This is a genomic window from Rhodoplanes tepidamans (genome assembly GCF_030813915.1).
GTDB lineage: Bacteria > Pseudomonadota > Alphaproteobacteria > Rhizobiales > Xanthobacteraceae > Rhodoplanes > Rhodoplanes tepidamans.
This window is the reverse complement of the sequence record NZ_JAUSUJ010000006.1, coordinates 1-18,735: the sequence shown is the minus strand read 5'-3', so window position 1 is coordinate 18,735 and position 18,735 is coordinate 1. Positions and strand designations below refer to the sequence as shown.

General features: G+C 70.1%; 20 protein-coding genes. 14 read left to right on the top strand and 6 right to left on the bottom strand.

Translation table 11 applies throughout. The features are described from left to right. Window positions 1-17: 17 nt before the first annotated feature. Window positions 18-893, bottom strand: coding sequence for an HpcH/HpaI aldolase/citrate lyase family protein (locus J2S22_RS08925; RefSeq protein ID WP_272776885.1), 876 nt, complete (start codon window positions 891-893; stop codon window positions 18-20). 161 nt (window positions 894-1,054) lie between these two features. On the opposite strand from J2S22_RS08925, the gene J2S22_RS08920 reads away from it, so the two are divergent. Further along, window positions 1,055-1,822: a DUF429 domain-containing protein gene (locus J2S22_RS08920; RefSeq protein WP_272776884.1), complete on the top strand. Its 768-nt coding sequence runs from the start codon at window positions 1,055-1,057 to the stop codon at window positions 1,820-1,822. A gap of 132 nt (window positions 1,823-1,954) precedes the next feature. Here J2S22_RS08920 and J2S22_RS08915 read toward each other — a convergent pair whose 3' ends face one another. From J2S22_RS08915 to J2S22_RS08905, 3 genes are all read right to left on the bottom strand, one after another. Beyond that, a complete protein-coding gene (locus tag J2S22_RS08915; protein ID WP_272776883.1) occupies window positions 1,955-3,454 on the bottom strand; it encodes a phosphomannomutase/phosphoglucomutase in 1,500 nt (499 codons plus the stop codon). A gap of 206 nt (window positions 3,455-3,660) precedes the next feature. Further along, window positions 3,661-5,319, bottom strand: a complete 1,659-nt coding sequence (gene pgm, locus J2S22_RS08910; RefSeq protein WP_272776882.1) for a phosphoglucomutase (alpha-D-glucose-1,6-bisphosphate-dependent) — start codon at window positions 5,317-5,319, stop codon at window positions 3,661-3,663. A gap of 122 nt (window positions 5,320-5,441) precedes the next feature. Beyond that, complete coding sequence (locus J2S22_RS08905) at window positions 5,442-6,137, bottom strand: cysteine hydrolase family protein (protein WP_272776881.1); 696 nt, start codon at window positions 6,135-6,137, stop codon at window positions 5,442-5,444. 195 nt (window positions 6,138-6,332) lie between these two features. Here J2S22_RS08905 and J2S22_RS08900 point away from each other — a divergent pair, with 195 nt between their 5' ends. From J2S22_RS08900 to J2S22_RS08885, 4 genes are all read left to right on the top strand, one after another. Continuing rightward, complete coding sequence (locus tag J2S22_RS08900; RefSeq protein ID WP_272776880.1) at window positions 6,333-7,328, top strand: ABC transporter substrate-binding protein; 996 nt, start codon at window positions 6,333-6,335, stop codon at window positions 7,326-7,328. A gap of 24 nt (window positions 7,329-7,352) precedes the next feature. After that, window positions 7,353-8,135: an ABC transporter ATP-binding protein gene (locus J2S22_RS08895; RefSeq protein WP_272776879.1), complete on the top strand. Its 783-nt coding sequence runs from the start codon at window positions 7,353-7,355 to the stop codon at window positions 8,133-8,135. Further along, entirely contained in the window at window positions 8,125-9,000 is an 876-nt protein-coding gene (locus J2S22_RS08890) for an ABC transporter permease (protein WP_272776878.1), read from the top strand. Before J2S22_RS08895 ends, J2S22_RS08890 begins: the two co-directional genes overlap by 11 nt. 119 nt (window positions 9,001-9,119) lie before the next feature. Continuing rightward, entirely contained in the window at window positions 9,120-9,860 is a 741-nt protein-coding gene (locus J2S22_RS08885; RefSeq protein WP_272776877.1) for a sulfite exporter TauE/SafE family protein, read from the top strand. Here J2S22_RS08885 and J2S22_RS08880 read toward each other — a convergent pair. Next, window positions 9,819-10,559, bottom strand: a complete 741-nt coding sequence (locus J2S22_RS08880) for a GntR family transcriptional regulator (protein ID WP_272776876.1) — start codon at window positions 10,557-10,559, stop codon at window positions 9,819-9,821. The genes J2S22_RS08885 and J2S22_RS08880 overlap by 42 nt on opposite strands. 105 nt (window positions 10,560-10,664) lie before the next feature. Further along, complete coding sequence (locus J2S22_RS08875; RefSeq protein WP_272776875.1) at window positions 10,665-11,171, bottom strand: retropepsin-like aspartic protease family protein; 507 nt, start codon at window positions 11,169-11,171, stop codon at window positions 10,665-10,667. 303 nt (window positions 11,172-11,474) lie between these two features. Here J2S22_RS08875 and J2S22_RS08870 point away from each other — a divergent pair, with 303 nt between their 5' ends. The 9 genes from J2S22_RS08870 (at window position 11,475) to J2S22_RS08830 (ending at window position 18,623) form a co-directional block, all read left to right on the top strand. After that, window positions 11,475-12,524 (top strand): MaoC family dehydratase, encoded by a 1,050-nt coding sequence (locus J2S22_RS08870; RefSeq protein ID WP_272776874.1) that lies wholly within the window; start codon window positions 11,475-11,477, stop codon window positions 12,522-12,524. Window positions 12,525-12,711: 187 nt separating this feature from the next. Then, window positions 12,712-13,122 carry a succinate dehydrogenase, cytochrome b556 subunit gene (sdhC, locus tag J2S22_RS08865; RefSeq protein ID WP_272776873.1) on the top strand — a complete coding sequence of 137 codons (411 nt, stop codon included), beginning with the start codon at window positions 12,712-12,714 and terminating at the stop codon, window positions 13,120-13,122. Beyond that, on the top strand, window positions 13,119-13,508 hold the full coding sequence (gene sdhD, locus J2S22_RS08860) for a succinate dehydrogenase, hydrophobic membrane anchor protein (RefSeq protein WP_272776872.1): 390 nt from the start codon (window positions 13,119-13,121) through the stop codon (window positions 13,506-13,508). Before sdhC ends, sdhD begins: the two co-directional genes overlap by 4 nt. A gap of 3 nt (window positions 13,509-13,511) precedes the next feature. Then, window positions 13,512-15,347: a succinate dehydrogenase flavoprotein subunit gene (gene sdhA, locus J2S22_RS08855; protein WP_272776871.1), complete on the top strand. Its 1,836-nt coding sequence runs from the start codon at window positions 13,512-13,514 to the stop codon at window positions 15,345-15,347. 2 nt (window positions 15,348-15,349) lie between these two features. Then, complete coding sequence (locus J2S22_RS08850; RefSeq protein ID WP_272776870.1) at window positions 15,350-16,132, top strand: succinate dehydrogenase iron-sulfur subunit; 783 nt, start codon at window positions 15,350-15,352, stop codon at window positions 16,130-16,132. A gap of 64 nt (window positions 16,133-16,196) precedes the next feature. Further along, window positions 16,197-16,586: a VOC family protein gene (locus tag J2S22_RS08845; RefSeq protein WP_272776869.1), complete on the top strand. Its 390-nt coding sequence runs from the start codon at window positions 16,197-16,199 to the stop codon at window positions 16,584-16,586. Between the two features lie 69 nt (window positions 16,587-16,655). Then, window positions 16,656-16,904: a hypothetical protein gene (locus J2S22_RS08840; protein ID WP_272776868.1), complete on the top strand. Its 249-nt coding sequence runs from the start codon at window positions 16,656-16,658 to the stop codon at window positions 16,902-16,904. A 176-nt stretch (window positions 16,905-17,080) separates the two neighbouring features. Beyond that, complete coding sequence (locus tag J2S22_RS08835; RefSeq protein WP_272776867.1) at window positions 17,081-17,938, top strand: DUF2092 domain-containing protein; 858 nt, start codon at window positions 17,081-17,083, stop codon at window positions 17,936-17,938. Window position 17,939: 1 nt separating this feature from the next. Then, window positions 17,940-18,623: a hypothetical protein gene (locus J2S22_RS08830; protein WP_272776866.1), complete on the top strand. Its 684-nt coding sequence runs from the start codon at window positions 17,940-17,942 to the stop codon at window positions 18,621-18,623. Window positions 18,624-18,735 lie beyond the last annotated feature (112 nt).

The following is an 18,735-nucleotide window of genomic DNA, read 5'->3' as shown; positions in this document are numbered from 1 at the left end:
CGCGGCGCCGCAGAGCGTCACGCCATGCCGATCGCCTCGGCGATGGCGACGGTGCGCTTCGCCATCTCGGCGTGCAGGCGCTCGACCATGCGGCCGTCCATCTGCACCACGCCCTTGCCGCTGTTCTCCGGCAGGTCGAACGTGGCGATGATCTTCCTGGCCAGCGCGACCTCCTCGGGGCTCGGCGAGAACACCTCGTTGCACGGCTCGACCTGGTTCGGGTGGATCAGCGTCTTGCCGTCGAAGCCGAGGTCGCGGCCCTCCAGGCACTCGCGCTTGAAGCCCTCGAGGTCGGAGAGGTTGTTGTAGACGCCGTCGACGATGTCGAGCCCGTAGGCGTGGGCGGCGAGCACGCAGTCGGCGAGCCAGCCGGTCATCGGCGCCCGGCCCGGCACGAGGCGCACCCGCGTCTCCTTGGCGAGGTCGTTGGTGCCCATCACGAAGCCGCCGAGCCGCGTCTCGCTGTCGGTGGCGCAGGCGGCGAGCTCGCGGATGCCGAAGATCGCCAGCGGCGTCTCCACCATGATCCAGATGCGGGTGCGGGCGTCGGCATGCATGTCGAGGAGCCGCTGGCTGATCATCTCCAGCGTGTCGGGGCTCGACACCTTGGGGACCAGGATCACGTCCGGCCTGGCCGGCACGACGGCCTCGAAGTCCTCGCCGAACCACGGCGTGTCGACGCCGTTCACCCGCACGAACACCTCGCGCCGGCCGAAGCCGCCGGCCTTCACGGTGGCGGCCACCAGCTTGCGGGCCTCGGCCTTGGCGTCCGGCGCGACCGAGTCCTCGAGGTCGAGGATGACGGCGTCGATCGGCAAGGTCTTTGCCTTCTCCATGGCGCGGGTGTTCGAGCCCGGCATGTAGAGCACGCTGCGGCGCGGACGGATGGTCATTGTCTGTCTCCGGAAAGGGTCGGCTCACGCCTGGGGGCGGGGGCGGAGCGGCGCGACGAGCCTAGAGCATTTTTCGCCGTTGTGGGACCCTGCCGAACGCTTCGGTCCGCGCTGCGGGCATCGCCCCGGGCGCGCGGGCCTGCCGAGGTGGGGGGACTCCGATGGGTACAGAATGGCTGGCCGGGGTGGACGGCTGCCCGGGCGGCTGGGTGGTCGCCCTGGTGGCGCCGGCGGGTGGAGAGGTGCGGGTGCGGATCGTCCGCACCGTCGCCGAGGTCGTCTTCGCGCCCGAGCGGCCGGCCGTGATCGCGGTCGACATGCCGATCGGCCTGCCCGATCGGGTCGGCCCCGGCGGACGGGCGGCCGAGGCCGCCGTGCGGCCGCTGCTCGGGGCCCGGCAGTCGTCGGTGTTCTCGGTGCCGTCGCGGGCGGCCGTGTATGCGGAGATCGAACCTCCAGCGGACTGGGCCGCGCTGCTCGCCGCCCACAAGCGAGCCTCAAAAGTTGCTCTCGCGACCTCTGATCCGCCGAAGAAGATCGCCCTCCAGGCGTTCTGCCTGTTTCCGAAGATCCGCTGTATCGATGGGTTGCTAAAGGCCGACGCCAGCCTCGCGGCGCGGGTGTTCGAGACCCACCCCGAGGTGGCGTTCTGGCACATGAATGGCAAAAAGCCTCTCGACACGCCCAAGAAAGTGAAAGGCAGGCCTCACCCGCCGGGTTTGGACGAGCGCCGACACCTCCTCAAGAGCGCCGGCCTGCCGGTGACGGTCGTGAACGAGTCGCCTCCCAAGGGCGCCGGGCCGGACGATCTCCTCGACGCCCTCGCCTGCGCCGTCACGGCACGCCGGATCCGTGCCGGTGTCGCGACGTCCTTCCCCAATCCGCCGCCTCGCGATGCTCATGGGCTGAGGATGGCGATCTGGGCGTGAGGCCAGAGCCATTCTCCTCCTCATGGCCGGGCTTGTCCCGGCCATCCACGCTCTTGTTCGCCGACGTTCAGTAAGGACGTGGATGCCCGGCACAAGGCCGTGCATGACGAGTCAGGGCATGTGGCGGCCTGCTCAGATCGTCTGATTGTACGCCCCGACCTCCGGGTGCATGCGCAGGACGGCGTCGACGGCCTTGAACATGTCGTGCATGCGGGCCTCCGACACCGGGCTCTCGACGACGACGACCAGCTCCGGCTTGTTGGAGGAGGCGCGCACCAGCCCCCAGGTGCCGTCCTCGACCGTGACGCGGACGCCGTTGACCGTCACGACGTCGCGGATGCTTTGGCCCGCCGCCGGAACGCCTTTCGCCTGTGCGTCCAAGAAATGCTTCACCACGGCGTCGACCACGCCGTACTTCGTCTCGTCGGCGCAGTGCGGAGACATGGTCGGAGACGACCAGGTCTTCGGCAGCGCGTCCCTCAGCTCGGAGAGGCGCTTGCCCGGATTGCGGTCCAGCATGTCGCAGACCGCCAGCGCCGAGACGAGGCCGTCGTCGTAGCCGCGGCCGAACGGCGTGTTGAAGAAGAAGTGGCCGGACTTCTCGAAGCCGACCAGGGCGCCGAGCTCGTGGGTGCGCCGCTTCATGTAGGAGTGGCCGGTCTTCCAGTACTCGGTCTTGGCGCCGTTCGCGATCAGCACCGGGTCGGTCGAGAACAGGCCGGTCGACTTCACGTCGACGACGAATTTCGCGTTCGGGTGCCGGGCGGAGATGTCGCGCGCCAGCATCACGCCGATCTTGTCGGCGAAGATCTCCTCTCCCTTGTCGTCCACCACGCCGCAGCGATCGCCGTCGCCGTCGAAGCCGAGCCCCACGTCGGCGCCGTTCTCCAGCACCGCGTCGCGGATCGCGTGCAGCATCTCCAGGTCTTCGGGATTCGGATTGTAGCGTGGGAACGTGAAGTCGAGCGCGGTGTCGAGCGGCACCACCTCGCAGCCGATCTTCTCGAGAATGGTCGGTGCGAAGGCGCCGGCCGTGCCGTTGCCGCAGGCGCAGACGACCTTGAGTTTTCGCGTCAGCGGCGCCCGGTTCGTCAGGTCGGCGATATAGCGCTGCGGAAAATTCTCGACGAAGCGGTACGACCCGCCGCTGGACAGATCGAAGTCGGCGGCCAGCACGATCTCCTTCAGCCGGGTCATCTCATCGGGGCCGAAGGTGAGGGGGCGCGCCATGCCCATCTTGACGCCGGTCCAGCCGTTGTCGTTGTGCGAGGCCGTCACCATGGCGACGCAGGGCACGTCGAGATCGAACTGGGCGAAATAGGCCATCGGCGTGATGGCGAGCCCGATGTCGTGCACGGTGCAGCCGGCGGCGAGCAGGCCGGAGACCAGCGCCGTCTTGATCGACCCCGAGTAGCTGCGGAAGTCGTGGCCGGTGACGATAGAAGGCGCGACGCCCGAGCGGCGGATCAGCGTGCCGAGCCCCATGCCCAGCGCCTGCACGCCCATCAGGTTGATCTCCTTCTCGAACAGCCAGCGCGCGTCGTACTCGCGGAAGCCGGTCGGCTTCACCAGGGGAAGCGATTCGTAGGCGTAGGTGTTGGGCGAGAGGGCGGGCTGTGGAATAGGAAACATGGGGACCTCCTTGCTCGCATGCTCACCGCGCCACTCGCCGCGACCTGCTCCTTCTCCCCGTGTGGGGGAGGGGAGCGGGCGAGCTTGCCCGGTGCGTGTGGCTTGCCCTCCTCCCTGTCCCTCCCCCACGAGGGGGGAGGGAGCCGCGGGGAGCGGGTCTTTCTCGATCACCGGCGTCATGGGAGAGCGCGCGGTGCAGATCGAAATCACGCCGGCGTCGGGGCGCCGGCCAGCGCGGCGGCGACGATCGCCTTGGCCTCGGAGACGATCGCCTGCAGGTGCACGGTGTTGCGGAAGCTCTCGGCGTAGATCTTGTAGATGTTCTCGGTGCCGGACGGGCGCGCCGCGAACCAGCCGGCGTCGGTCGTCACCTTCAGGCCGCCGATCGCCGCGCCGTTGCCGGGCGCGTTGGTCAGCTTCGCCGTGATCGGGTCGCCGGCGAGCGCACTCGCGCTCACCGCGGCGGGCGACAGTTTTCCCAGTCGCGCCTTCTCGCCCGGTGTCGCCGCCGCGTCGATGCGCGTGTAGTACGGCGCGCCGAATTCCTGGGTCAGCGCCTGGTAGTGCTCGCCCGGATCCTTGCCGGTGACGGCCGTGATCTCGGCGGCGAGCAGATCCATGATCAGCCCGTCCTTGTCGGTCGTCCATGTCGTGCCGTCGCGGCGCAGGAAGCTCGCCCCGGCGCTCTCCTCGCCGCCGAAGCAATAGGAGCCGTCGACCAGGCCGGGCACGAACCACTTGAAGCCGACCGGCACCTCGGAGAGCTTTCTCCCGAGGCTCGCGACCACCCGGTCGATCATGCTCGACGACACCAGCGTCTTGCCGACCGCGGAGTCGGCCGGCCAGTCCGCGCGGTGACCGAGCAGGTACTGGATCGCGACCGCCAGATAGTGGTTGGGGTTCATCAGGCCGGCGCTCGGCACCACGATGCCGTGGCGGTCGGCGTCGGTGTCGTTGCCAAACGCCACCTGGTACTTGTCCTTCAGCCCGACGAGGCTCGCCATCGCGTGCGGGCTCGAGCAGTCCATGCGGATCTTGCCGTCGTGATCGACGGTCATGAACGCGAACTGGAAGTCGACGGCCTTGTTGACGATGTCGATGTCGAGGCCCCAGCGCGCGTTGATCGGCTCCCAGTAGGGCAGGCCGGCACCGCCCAGCGGGTCGACCGCCAGCTTCAGGCCGGCCGCCTTGATGGCCGCCATGTCGATCACGGCGTCGAGGTCGTTCACGTAGGGATGGACGTAGTCCTCCTGCCGCGTGGTCTCGGCCTTCAGGGCACGCTCGAAGGGGATCCGCTTCACGTCGCGATTGCCGTCGCGCAGCAGCGCGTTGGCGCGGTTCTCGATCCACTTGGTGGCGTCGGTGTCGGCCGGGCCGCCGTGCGGCGGGTTGTACTTGAAGCCGCCGTCCTCGGGCGGATTGTGCGACGGCGTGATGACGATGCCGTCGGCGAGGTGCTCCGCGCGACCGCGGTTGTGGACCAGGATGGCGCGCGAGATCACCGGCGTCGGGGTGTAGCCGTCGCCGGCCTGGATCACGGTCGTGACGCCGTTGGCCGCCAGCACCTCCAGCGCGCTGCGTTCGGCCGGGCGCGACAGCGCATGCGTGTCCTTGCCCATGTAGAGCGGACCGTCGATGCCCTGTCCGGCCCGGTACTCGCAGATCGCCTGCGAGATGGCGAGAATGTGCGCCTCGTTGAACGAGCCGTGAAGCGACGTGCCGCGATGGCCCGAGGTCCCGAAGGCGACCTTCTGGGTCGGGTCGGCGACGTCGGGGACGCGCTCGTAATAGGCGCGGTCGAGGCGGTCGAGGTCGACCAGCAGCTCCGCGGGCGGCAGCTTGCCGGCGAGGGGCGAAATCGTCATCGGGTGTCCCTGGCTCTGCGCGGACGGGGTCCGGCGGAAATGCCTGCCAATCTACTGCGACGCGCCCGGCTTGGCACGTCGTTTCGCGGCGTCGCGCGGGGCGGCCGGGCCGCCGGTCGAGGTCAGGCCGTCGCCCGGGCCTCGGCCCAGCGGGACTCGATCTCGGCCACGTCGGTGACGTCGCCGAAGAAGAGGTAGAAGTTGACGAGGGCGGCGGCGTGCTCGTCGTCGCGCAGGCTCGCATTGGCGTCGTGCACCATGGTGGTGCGGTAGTTGAGCATCATCGCGTCGCGCGCCGTGGATTCGCAGCAGGCATTGGTCATCGTGCCGGCAACCAGCACGGCCTCGATGCCGCGCGCCCGCAGGATGCCGTCCAGATCCGAGGCGCCCTGGATGAAGGCGCTGTAGCGCGTCTTGCCGACGACGAGGTCGTCGGCGCGGACGTCGAGCTCCGGCCACAGAGCGGAGCCCGGCGCGTGCTCGGCGAGCGCCGCCGCGCGGGCGTCGAAGCGGGCCGGCGTCAGCAGCGTGCGGTGGAAGTGCGGGATCGTGTGCAGGGCGCCGTCGGTGAACAGCGTGCGGATCCACACCACCAGGCCGCCGGCGTCGCGCAGCGCGCGCGCCAGCCGGTTGACGGCGGGCACGATGGCGCGCGCCGGCGGCGTCTCTCCGCCGGCCCCCGGCGCCATGAAGTAGGTCTGCATGTCGACGACCACGAGCGCGGTCCGCCCGGGCGCGACGTCGCGATGCGCCAGCGCGCAGCCCTGCCGGGCGCGGACGCGGTCGATCGCCCATTCGGGCATCTCGAAGGGGTGCATGTCTGCTCTCCTTTTGTGCACCGGCGGACCGTTTTCCCGCGCCGTCGCCCGGCCGCGCCGGCGCCCGTCGCCGGATCCGGGAAATCGGCCATTGTATACAGCAGACAATCCACCGAATGCAATGCTGGCACGCGCGTTGCATGGCGGCGGACGTCGCGCCGACGCCGGCGCGTTCGAGTGGAGAGGGCTTCAAAGATGGGCTGTCGCAAGATCATCTCCGGCGTGCTCTGCGCCGCCGCAATCGCCTTTGCACCGCCGGCCGCGACGGCCGAGCCGGTGCAGAAGATCAAGTTCATGGAGGTGATCCACTCGCTGTTCTATTCGCCCCTCTACGTCGCCCACGGGCTCGGCTACTTCAAGCAGGAGGGGATCGATTTCGACCTCGTCGCCGCGCAGGGCAGCGACAAGGCGACGGCCGCGCTGCTGTCGGGGGCCGCCGACGTCGTCCTGGTCGGCCCCGAGACCGCCGTCTACATCCAGAACGGCCAGTCGCCGGAGAAGATCCGGATCTTCGCCGGCCTCACCGCCACCGACGGCTCCTTCCTGGTCGGTCGCGAGAAGCAGAGCGGCTTCTCCTGGGCGTCGCTGAAGGGCAAGACGATCCTCGGCTGGCGCAAGGGGTCGGCGCCGGCGATCTTCCTCGACAAGGTGCTGAAGGATCACGGCCTCGACCCGGAGAAGGACGTCACCATCGTCACCAACGTGGCGATCCCGGCCCGCCTCGGCGCGTTCATGGCCGGCACGGCGGACTACGGGACCTTCTTCGAGCCCGACGTCACCAAGATCGAGGCGTCCGGCAAGGGCTACTCGCTCGCCAATGTCGGCGTCGCCGCGGGCAAGATCGACTACACGGTGTTCACCGCCCGCGAAAGCTACATCAAGGCGAATCCCAAGGTGATCCAGGGCTTCACCGACGCGATCGCCAGGGCCGAGCGGTGGCTGCAGACGGCCGACCCGCAGGAGGCCGCCAAGACGCTGGCGCCCTACTTCCCCGGCGTCTCCGCCGCCGAGCTCGCCGCCTCCGTCTCCCGCCATCGCGAGGCCGGCGTCTGGAAGGCGTCGCCGCTCGTCTCGGCCGAGGCGATCGGCGCGCTCCAGGACCTCCTGGTCGCCTCCGGCGTTCTCGGTGCCGGCGAGAAGGTGGCCTACGAGAAGGTCGTCGATCCGGCCTTCGCGAAGGCAGCGAAGTGATCCGGTCCCGCGTCGGAGCATGAGATGACCACGCCGAAGATCGAGTTCCGCGACGTCGGCCTCCGGTACTTCACGCCGAAGGGGGAGACGCAGGCGCTCGCCGACATCAGCTTCACGGTGGCGCAGGGCGAGTTCGTCAGCATCGTCGGCCAGTCCGGCTGCGGCAAGAGCACGCTCCTGTCGCTTCTCGCCGGGCTCATCCGGCCCACCGACGGCGAGGTGCTGATCGACGGCGTCCCGGTGACGGGGCCGTCGCCGCAGGTCGGCTTCATGCTGCAGCAGGACAGCCTGTTCGAATGGCGGACCATCGCCGAGAACTGCGTGCTGGGGCCGGAGATCCGCGGCGACGACCGGTTCGAGGCACGCGTCAGGGCCGAGGGCCTGCTGAAGCGCTACGGGCTCGGGGACTTCCTCGACAGCAAGCCGTCGGAGCTCTCCGGCGGCATGCGGCAGCGGGCGGCGCTCGCCCGCACCATGTGCCTGCGGCCCGACGTCCTGCTGCTCGACGAGCCGTTCTCGGCGCTCGACTTCCAGACCCGGCTGTCGATCGCCGACGAGATCGGCGGGATCATCCGCAACGAGGGCAAGACCGCCATTCTCGTCACCCACGACATCCCCGAGGCGATCGCCATGGCCGACCGGGTGATCGTGCTCAGCCGCCGGCCCGGCCGCATCAAGTCGATCCACCCGATCGCCTTCCCCAGCCACGGCGACCGCCGCCCGGGCAGCTTCGCGGCCCGCGACGCCGTGGAATTCCCGTCCTACTTCAAAACCGTCTGGGAAGAGCTGGAAGTCCATGTCGAGTGACACGTCGATCGCCGCGGCGCCGGCCGCCTCCGCCGCGCCTGCCCGGACCGAGCGGGCCGTCGTCCCGCACAGCCGCCAGTACCACGCGTGGCTCGCCGCCCGCCGCCGCGAGAAGCTGCAGATCGTCGCGGCGCAGATCGGGCTCGTCGTCGCGTTTCTCGTCGTGTGGGAGGTCGCGCCGCGCATGCATTGGGTCAACCCGATGCTGACCAGCTACCCGAGCGCCATCTGGCAGGCCTTCGTGCAGATGGTCCGCGGCGGCGAGCTCGGCAACCACATCGTCGTCACGCTGGTCGAGGTGGTCGTCAGCTTCCTGCTCGCCATGGTGCTGGGAACCGCGGTCGCGATCCTGCTGTGGATGTCGCCGCGGCTGGAGCGGGTGCTGGATCCGTTCCTGGTCGTGCTCAACGCCCTGCCGAAGATCGCCCTGGTGCCGATCTTCTACATCTGGCTCGGCGCCGAGGGCTCGATCTATGCGGTCGCGGTGGCGGTGGCGCTCTTCATCACCATCCTGATGCTCTACACCGGCTTCCGGCAGTCGGATCCGAACAAGATCAAGCTCGCCCGCACCTTCGGCGCGACGCGCCGGCAGATCCTCGCCAAGGTCGTGCTGCCCAGCAACGTCCACACGTTCATCGCCACGCTCAAGGCGAATGCCGGTCTGTCGCTGGTCGGCGTCATCGTCGGCGAATTCCAGGCGTCCAAGGCGGGGCTCGGCTACCTGATCGTCTACGGCAGCCAGATCTTCCGGATGGACATGGTGATGGCGGCGATCGTCATCCTCGGGCTGATGTCGCTGGCGATCTACGCCCTCATCCAGTGGGCCGAGTTCCGCATCACCCGGCCGGCGAAGCGCGGCGGCTGACGCCGCCCGCCGGCCGTCCCGCCGGGCCGCCGCGGCCCGGGCCGCCGAGCGAGGCCCTCCGACGCCCTTCCCTGTCCCCCGAAATTGTATACAGTGGACGAAAACAAGGTCTCGCCGTCATGATGGATCCGGTGCTCGCCGACGTGGTGGTCAGATGGGGCGCGGCGAGCCTGCTGGTGCTCGCGGGCGCCTGTATGCAGGGGGTGAGCGGGGTCGGCTTCGGCGTCTTCGCGGCGCCGATCCTGGCGATCATCGATCCCGAGCTGGTGCCCGGGCCGATGCTGTTCCTCGGTCTGGTCATCGCGGTCCTCGCGGTCCGCCGCGAGCGGTCCGGTCTCGACACGAGAGGCGTGGGCTTCGCGATGCTGGGACGGGTGCCGGCCTCGGTCGCCGCCGCCGCGATGATGACCGCCCTGCCGGTGCGCGAGGTCTCCATCGTGTTCGCGCTGCTCATCCTGGCGGGCGTCGCCATGAGCCTCGCCCGCTTCGCGCCGCGCGTCTCCCCCGCGACCATGTTCGGTGCCGGGTGCATTTCCGGCTTCATGGGAACGATCACGTCGGTGGGAACCCCGCCTATCGCGCTCATGTACCAGAACGCGCCGAAGGCGACCCTGCGGGCATCGCTCGGCGGCTTCCTGTTTCTCGGATCGCTGGTCTCGATCGCCGCGCTCTCCGTCACGGGGCGCTTCGGCGTGCACGACGTCGTCCTCGGGACCTGGCTGATCGCGCCTCTGTGGCTCGGCTTCTGGCTGTCGACGCCGCTGGCCCGGAGGCTCCCGGCCAAGGCCGTCCGGCTCACGGTCCTCGGCCTGTCGGCGCTAGCGGCGCTCTTGCTTCTTCTGCGGCAGCTCGCCGGCTGAGTCGCGCGCCCCGGCCGCTGTGGCCGCCGCGCCTGTCGACTGGAGGTGTGCCTCGCCGGCGCCGAGCACATGGGCCATCGCGCGCTTGGCGGCGAGCTCCTCGTCGCCGTCCACGATCGCCTGCAGGATTCCGGCATGCTCCTGCCAGCTCACCTCCTGGCGGGCGGGATCGTCGGGCGAGAAGAGAAGCGCGCTCCGCGTCCTGAGAGACTCCAGCATGTCGGACAGCAGCTGGTTGCGTCCCGCCTCGGCCAGCGCGCGATGGAACTGCTCGTTCAGCTCGCGCAGGCCGCGCCGCCGTCCCGACGTCAACGCCGTCCGCCCGCGGGTCAGGATCGCCTCGGCGTTCTTCAGCAGGACCGCGTTGCGGTTGCGCGCCGCGAGCCGCGCATTGTGCGATTCGAGGAGCGCACGGATCTCGATGATCTCCCGCACCGTGTCGGGGGCCAGACCGGCGACGTGGGCGCCGCGGCGACTCGACACGTCGACGAGCCCGTCGGCGTGCAGGGCCCGGATGGCCTCGCGGATCGGGTTGCGCGACACGCCGTACTCCTCGGCGAGCCGCTCCTCGACCAGCCGCTCGCCCGGCTTCAGCCGGCCGTCCGCGATGGCGCTTCTGATCTCCTGATAGATCAGGTTGTGGAGCGAGTCGTGCTGCTCGCCGAGCCGTTTCCCGGCCGTCCGGCTGTCTCTGGCCATGGCTGTCTCTTCCGTCGTCCAGCGCGTCTCTACGCCTAGACGATCCGCCGGGCCGAGGAAAGCTCGCTCACTGTCTACAATGTGCAGCGGCGCGCCGCGGGACGCTCACTGCTCCAGCATCAGCCGGCCGCCGTGGTGCTCGAAGCGGACGCGCGACAGGAACGACATGCCGAGCAGGTTCTGCGACAGCGCCTCGTCGGGCAGCACCAGAGCGGCGACGTGGTGGACCACGATGCCGCCGACGTCGACCCGCCCGATCTCGGTCGGCGCCGCCATCACGGTGCCGTTCGCGGTGGTGACCCGCGCCGTGTAGTCGCGCGCCTGCGGCCGGACCCCGAGCCGGGCGGCGTCGCTGGCCCGCAACGCGATCACCGAGGCGCCGGTGTCGACCAGCACCGATACGCGGCGCCCGTCCAGCGAGGCCTCGGTCTGGAAGTGGCCGCGGTCGTCCTTGCGCAGCGTCAGGCTGCGATACCCTCCGGCCGGCGTAGCCGGCGCCTGCGGGCCGGCCTGTGCGGCCGGAGGCGTGCGGGCGGTCGCGTCCAGGTAGAGCCGCGGCACCGTGGCGCCGAGAGCGAGGGCGAGGAGAGCGAAGACGATGATGCTGCGCATCGCGGACGAGCCTCGGGACGAACCGCCGCCAGTCCAGCACGCCGGAGGCGAGCAGCGCCCTAACGCCCGGCCGGATTCCGATGCGATGGCGAACGGGAGGTTTCCCCCGGGACGACAATCCTGCGGCGCCTGCCCGATCGCCGTGCCTCGGGCGGGCCGCGATCAACCGAATCCTGGTTCGCACCTTTCCAGGGGGAGCGCCATCGCCGGCCGCGACCCGCCTTTCGGACGATTGCCAGAGCCGGTCCGGCGCGGTACGACTCGCGAAAGCCCAAAGCCACCGACCCCCAGTCCGACCAGCCGATGGCCAAGACCAGCTCGGGGCGCTTCTTCGAAGACTTCAGGATCGGTGACGTGATCCGGCACGCGGTGCCGCGGACCGTCACGACGGGCGACGTCGCGCTGTACACGGCGCTGTACGGGTCGCGCTTCGCGGTCCAGAGCTCCGAGGCCTTCGCCCGGGCGGTCGGCTATCCGCAGTCGCCGATCGACGACCTGCTCGTCTTCCACATCGTGTTCGGCAAGACCGTGCCGGACATCTCGCTCAACGCCGTGGCGAATCTCGGCTACGCCGAGGGCCGCTTCCTCGCCACCGTGTATCCGGGCGACACCCTGACGGCGACCTCCGAGGTCATCGGCCTCAAGGAGAACTCCAGCCGCCGCACCGGCGTCGTCTATGTCCGCTCGACCGGCTGGCGGCAGGACGGGACCAGGGTCCTGGACTACGTGCGCTGGGTGATGGTCAACAAGCGCGACGAGGCGGCGAAGCCGCATGCCGAGCTGGTGCCGGAGCTGGCGCCGACCGTCGATCCGGCGGATCTCGGCGCCGCCTGCCCGCCGCTGCATCTCGCCGGGTGGGATTTCGGCCTGTCGGGCGCGCCGCATCGGTTCGACGACTTCGAGGTCGGCGAACGGATCGACCATGTCGACGGCATGACGGTCGAGGACGCCGAGCACCAACTGTCGACACGACTCTTCCAGAACACCGCGAAGGTGCACTTCAACCACTTCGTCCAGGTGCGCACCCGGATCGGGCGGCGGCTGATCTATGGCGGCCACGTCATCTCGCTCGCCCGGGCGCTGTCCTACAACGGCCTCGCCAACGTCTTCCACATCGCGGGAATCAACAGCGGCGCGCATGTCGCACCGCTGTTCGCCGGAGACACCGTGTTCGCCTGGTCGGAGGTGCTGGCCAAGGCCGATCTTCCCGGCCGCGACGACGTCGGCGCGCTGCGCCTGCGGCTCGTCGCGACCAAGGACCGCACCTGCGAGGAGCACCCGCTGCGGGCCGGTCACGACTACGAGCCGGGGGTCATCCTCGACCTCGACTACTGGGCGCTGATTCCGCGCTGAGCGGGCCCGTCCGGCCGGACCAACCCTGCCGGGCGCGCGGCCGCCGGCCTCGCGCCGCAGGGGGCTGTTCGCCGGGCCGTCGGGCATGCAAAGTTGTGAACCCCGGCATCCACCGCAAGCCGTGATTCGGCGTTGCACAACACACGCGCTTCTGCTTCAAGGAAACGGCCTTCATTGGAGTAATTCCATGGCTGAACGCCCGGCGCGGGTCGAGCGGCCGCTTTCGCCGCACCTCCAAATCTATCGTCTGACCTTCACGTTCCTGATGTCCGGCTTCCACCGGGTCACCGGGATCGTGCTGTATCTCGGCTTCCTGCTCGTCGCATGGTGGCTGCTCTCCGCCGCCTCCGGCCCCAACGCCTATGCGTGGGTGCAGTGGTTCATGAGCACGTGGATCGGGCGGCTCGTGCTGCTCGGGTTCTCGTGGGGCCTGATCCACCACTCGCTCGGCGGTGTCCGCCACCTGATCTGGGACACCGGCCGGGGCTTCGCGCCGAACGAGCGCGAGTGGCTCGCCCGCATGACCCTGATCGGCTCGATCTCGCTCACCCTGCTCGCCTGGATCATCGGCGGCTTCGTGATGGGAGGCCTGCGATGAAGTCGACCAGCATCCGCACCCCGATCGGCAAGGTGCGCGGCCTCGGCTCGGCCAAGTCCGGCACCGAGCACTGGTGGGAGATGCGGCTCACCTCGATCGCGCTGCTGCCGCTGACGCTCGCCGCGATCGTCATCGTGATCTCGCTGATCGGCCGCAACCACGCCGCCGTCGTCCAGATCCTGGGGTCGCCGCTCGTCGCCATCACGATGCTGCTGTGGGTCTACACCGTGACGCTGCACATGCGTCTCGGCCTGCAGTCGGTGATCGAGGACTACATCCACGGCAAGGCGATGAAGACGGGCCTCCTGATCGGCAACACGTTCCTGACGATCGTGCTCTGGCTCGCCTGCACCTACGCGATTCTCAAGCTCTCGTTCGGAGTCTGACCGATGGCCGTCAACGGTTCCGGAAACGGCGGAGCGCCGGCGGTCAACGGCCGGGCCTATCCGCTCGAAGACCACACCTACGACGTCGTCGTCGTGGGCGCCGGCGGGGCCGGCCTGCGCGCCGTCGTCGGCTGCAGCGAGGCGGGGCTCCGCACCGCCTGCCTGACCAAGGTGTTCCCGACCCGCTCCCACACCGTGGCGGCGCAGGGCGGCATCTCGGCGGCGCTCGGCAACATGGGGCCGGACGACTGGCGCTGGCACATGTACGACACCGTCAAGGGGTCGGACTGGCTCGGCGACCAGGACACCATCGAGTACATGTGCCGCAACGCCCCGGCCGCCGTCTACGAGCTCGAGCACTGGGGCGTGCCCTTCTCGCGCACCGAGGAAGGCCGGATCTACCAGCGCCCGTTCGGCGGCATGACGACGAACTACGGCCAGGGCATCGCCCAGCGCACCTGCGCGGCCGCCGACCGCACCGGCCACGCCATGCTGCACACGCTGTACGGCGCCGCCCTCAAGCACAATGCCGAGTTCCTGGTCGAGTACTTCGTGCTCGACCTGATCATGGACGACGAGGGCGCCTGCCGCGGCGTCGTCGCGCTCAACATGGACGACGGCACGCTGCACCGCTTCCGCGCCCAGATGACGATTCTGGCGACCGGCGGCTACGGGCGCGCCTACTACTCCTGCACGGGCGCCCACACCCAGACCGGCGACGGCAACGCCATGGTGCTGCGCGCCGGCCTGCCGCTGCAGGACATGGAGTTCGTCCAGTTCCACCCGACCGGCATCTACGGCTCGGGCTGCCTGATCACCGAAGGCTCGCGCGGCGAGGGCGGCTACCTCGTCAACTCCGAGGGTGAGCGCTTCATGGAGCGCTACGCGCCCTCCGCCAAGGACCTGGCGTCGCGCGACGTCGTCTCGCGCGCCATGACGATCGAGATCCGCGAGGGCCGCGGGGTCGGGAAGAACAAGGACCACATCTTCCTGCACCTCGACCACCTGGACCCGAAGATCCTGCACGAGCGCCTGCCCGGCATCTCGGAGAGCGCCAAGATCTTCGCCGGCGTCGACGTCACCAAGGAGCCGATCCCGGTCATACCGACCGTCCACTACAATATGGGCGGCATCGCCACGAATTATCACGGCGAGGCGGTGATCAGGAAGGACGGCAACCCGGACCACGTGGTGCCCGGCCTGATGGCGCTCGGCGAGGCCGCCTGCGTCTCCGTGCACGGGGCCAACCGGCTCGGCTCCAACTCGCTGATCGACCTCGTGGTTTTCGGCCGCGCCGCGGCGCTGCGCTGCGCCGAGCTGCTGGAGCCCGGTGCCAGCCAGCCGACCCCGTCCGCGCAGTCGACCGAGAAGGCGCTCGCCCGTCTCGACCGCTTCCGCAACGCCAATGGCGGCACGCCGACCGCCGAGCTGCGCTCGCGGATGCAGCGGGTGATGCAGTCGAACTGCGCGGTGTTCCGCACCGGCGAGGTGCTGGCCGAGGGCGTCAAGCTGATCGACGAGGTGCTGGCCGGCGCCGCCGACGTCAAGGTGACCGATCGCTCGCTGATCTGGAACACCGACCTGATGGAGACGCTGGAGTTCGACAACCTCATCGCCCAGGCGGTCGTCACCATGAACTCCGCCGTCAATCGCACCGAGAGCCGCGGCGCGCATGCCCGCGAAGACTTCCCGGACCGCGACGACAAGGTGTGGATGAAGCACACGCTGGCGTGGCTCGATTTCGACACCCGCAAGGTGTCGATCGACTACCGGCCCGTGCACACCTACACGATGACGAACGACGTGTCGTACATCGAGCCGAAGGCGAGGGTCTACTGAACATGGTCGAATTCACCCTGCCAAAGAACTCGCGAGTCACCGACGGCAAGGTGTGGCCGAAGCCGGAGGGCGCGACCAACACGCGTGAGTTCCGCGTCTACCGTTGGAATCCCGACGACGGCAAGAATCCGCACATCGACACCTTCACGGTCGATCTCGACGACTGCGGGCCGATGGTTCTCGACGCCCTGTTGTGGATCAAGAACAAGGTCGACCCGACGCTGACCTTCCGGCGTTCCTGTCGCGAGGGCATCTGCGGCTCCTGCGCCATGAACATCGACGGCGTCAATACGCTCGCCTGCACAAAGGACATGGGCGAGATCAAGGGGTCCGTGAAGGTGCTGCCGCTGCCGCACCAGCCGGTCGCCAAGGATCTGGTGCCCGACCTCACCAACTTCTTCGCCCAGCACGCGCTGGTGCAGCCGTGGCTGCAGACCGTCACGCCGGCGCCCGAGAAGGAGTGGATTCAGAGCAAAGACGACCGCGAGATGCTCGACGGTCTCTACGAGTGCATCCTCTGCGCCTGCTGCTCGACCTCGTGCCCGGAATACTGGTGGAACCCGGACCGCTATCTCGGTCCCGCCGCGCTCCTGCACGCCTATCGCTGGGTGATCGACAGCCGCGACGAGGGGACCGGCGAACGGCTCGACCAGCTCGAGGATCCGTTCCGCCTGTTCCGCTGCGTCACCATCATGAACTGCTCGAAGGCATGCCCGAAGGGTCTCAACCCGGCCAAGGCGATCGCCGAGCTGAAGAAGCTGATGGTCGAGCGCCAGAAGACCTGATCCGGCGCGATCCCGTTTCCGGGGCGGCCCGTCGGCCGCCCCGAAGTATTAAGGAGAACAAACCATGATCGATCATGTCGGCTTCCCGGTGTCCGACTTCGCCCGCTCGCGGGCCTTCTACGCCGCGGCGCTGGCGCCGCTCGGCTATTCGGTGATCATGGAGTTCGGTCCCGAGGAGACCGACATGGGGCACGCCGCGGCGGGCTTCGGCCGCGACGGCAAGCCGGACTTCTGGATCGGCGGCGAAGGCGGCCTGACCGGCGTGCTGCATGTCGCACTGGCGGCGCCGGACCGCGCGACCGTCGACGCCTTCCACGCCGCCGCACTGGCGGCCGGCGGTCGCGACAACGGCGGGCCGGGCCTGCGACCGCACTATCATCCGACCTACTACGCGGCCTTCGTGCTGGATCCGGACGGCCACAACATCGAGGCCGTCTGCCACGCGCCGGCGTGACGGCGCGCGCACAGCGCTGGAACCTCGTGCGAAGGCGCCGGGTTCTCCCGGAACACGAACGAGGTGCGCATGCAGACGATCGATTCGGGCCGGCCCGGGCCGGCCCATGGCACGTCCGACCCGACCGGGCCGAAGATTCCGCCGGGCCCGGACCCGCAGCCGGTTCCGCCCGATCCGGGCGAGCCGCCGGTGCCCGGTCCGACCGGCCCGCGCAGCCCTTACCCGGTGAACGACCCGGGCATCGCCGACCCGACCAAGCCGGGCGCCGAGCCCGACTACGTGCCGCCGGTCCCGCCCGGCGGGCCCGGGCAGATGTGACCGCGCCGGCCGCGGACCACATGGCCGCAGCCGCGAGCGGCCGCGCACCGCTGTTTCTGTCTTCCGGACACGTAGCGGTGCCATATTACTAAGTATTTCGGAGAAATACGCGATTTCTTCACGTTCCGGAGTCTGAATGGGCCGCCCCCGGCCCATTTCAGTGCGGACGTCGTTGCATGATTCCGATGTTCAGACGCCTGGTTCCCAGGCGGTTCAGTCCCGACCTCGCGGCGCTCGCCGCCGTCCTGCTGGTCGTCGCGGGTGTGGCGCCGGCCGGCGCCGCATCGCCAGGTGCCGCTCCCGGTGCCCCGCCGGCCGCTGCCGCCCCGCCGAGCGGGACCGCGCCGCCCGCTGACCCGGTCGACCCGGCGGCGCTCGCCGCCCTCGACCGGATGGCGGCGCATCTCGCCGGCCTCCGCGCCTTCGAGGTCGAGGCGACCTATGCGTTCGACATCGTCGCCCGCACCGGCCAGACCGTGACGGTCGACGGCACCGTGCGCTACCTGGTCCGCCGCCCCGATCGGCTCGCCGCCACCGTCGCTAACGACCTGTTCGCCCGGACCTATCTCTACGACGGCAAGACCCTGACGATCGCGTCGCCGGCCGAGCCCTACTATGCGCAGGTGCCGGCGCGTCCGACCCTGCGGGACATGCTGGCCGGCGTCGCCGCCGAGCACGCGATCGAGCTGCCGTCGGCCGACCTCGTCGACCTCGGCACCGCGGAGCCGCCGTCGAAGGGGATCACCGGCGCGTTCCGGGTCGGCACTGCCACGGTCGGCGGCGTCGCCGCCGAGCACTACGCCTTCCGCAGCCGCGACCGCGACTGGGAGGTCTGGATCGCCGCCGGCGACACGCCGCGGCCGCTCAAGCTCACGCTGATCGACCGCGCCCAGCCGTCGCGGCCCCGCTACACCGCGACGCTCGCCTGGACCGAGCGCACCGACATTCCCGACCAGGCGTTCGTCTTCACACCCCGGCCCGACCAGACGCCGATCGCCATCCTGCGGCTCGGCCGGACCCAGGGGAGCAACTGACATGCCCACCACGATGATCGGCCCGCGCCGCGGGATGCTTCGCGCCGTCCTGCTCGGCGCTTCCGTCCTCGGCTTCGCGCTCGCCCCGTCGCTCGCGACGGCCCGCGGCATCGAGCATTTCGGCGGCGGCTTCGGCGGATTCCGGGGCGGTGGATTCGGCGGCGGCGACCGCGCCTTCCACGGCGCGCCGATGAATTTCGGCCCGCATCTCAATGCGCCGATGCGGCCGCCCGAGATGCGGCCGGCGGAATTCCGCCCCGAGCCGCAACCCGGCCCCGGCCCCGGCCCGCGTCCGGGTCCGCATCCCGGCCCGGGCCCTGGTCCCGGTCCGCACCCCGGTCCTGGTCCCGGTCCTGGTCCGCATCCCGGACCGGGCCCCGGTCCCGGCCCTGGCCCCGGTCCGCATCCGCCGGGACCGCCCGGGCCGCCTCCGCCGCCGCCCTTCCCGCCGCATCCCGGCTACCTGCCGCCGCCCTATTACCCGGCCTACCCGCCGGGAGCCTGGGTGGCCCCGCTGGTCGGCGAGGCGCTGGCGATCGGCACCATCGCGGCCACCCTGCCGACCGGGTGCCAGACCGTGGTGATCGGCGGCGTGACCTACGAGCAGTGCGGCGCGACCTGGTACCAGCCGCAGTTCCAGGGCAACCGCACCGTCTGGGTGGTGGTCGCCCCGCCGCCGCGCTGACCCCTCCCGCGGCCGAACGAGCCCGCGGCGGGGGGGGGGGGGGCCGGGGGGGGGGGCGGGGGGGGGCGGGGGGGGCGGGGGTCTGGTGGTGGGGTAGAGGCGGTCGCGGCGG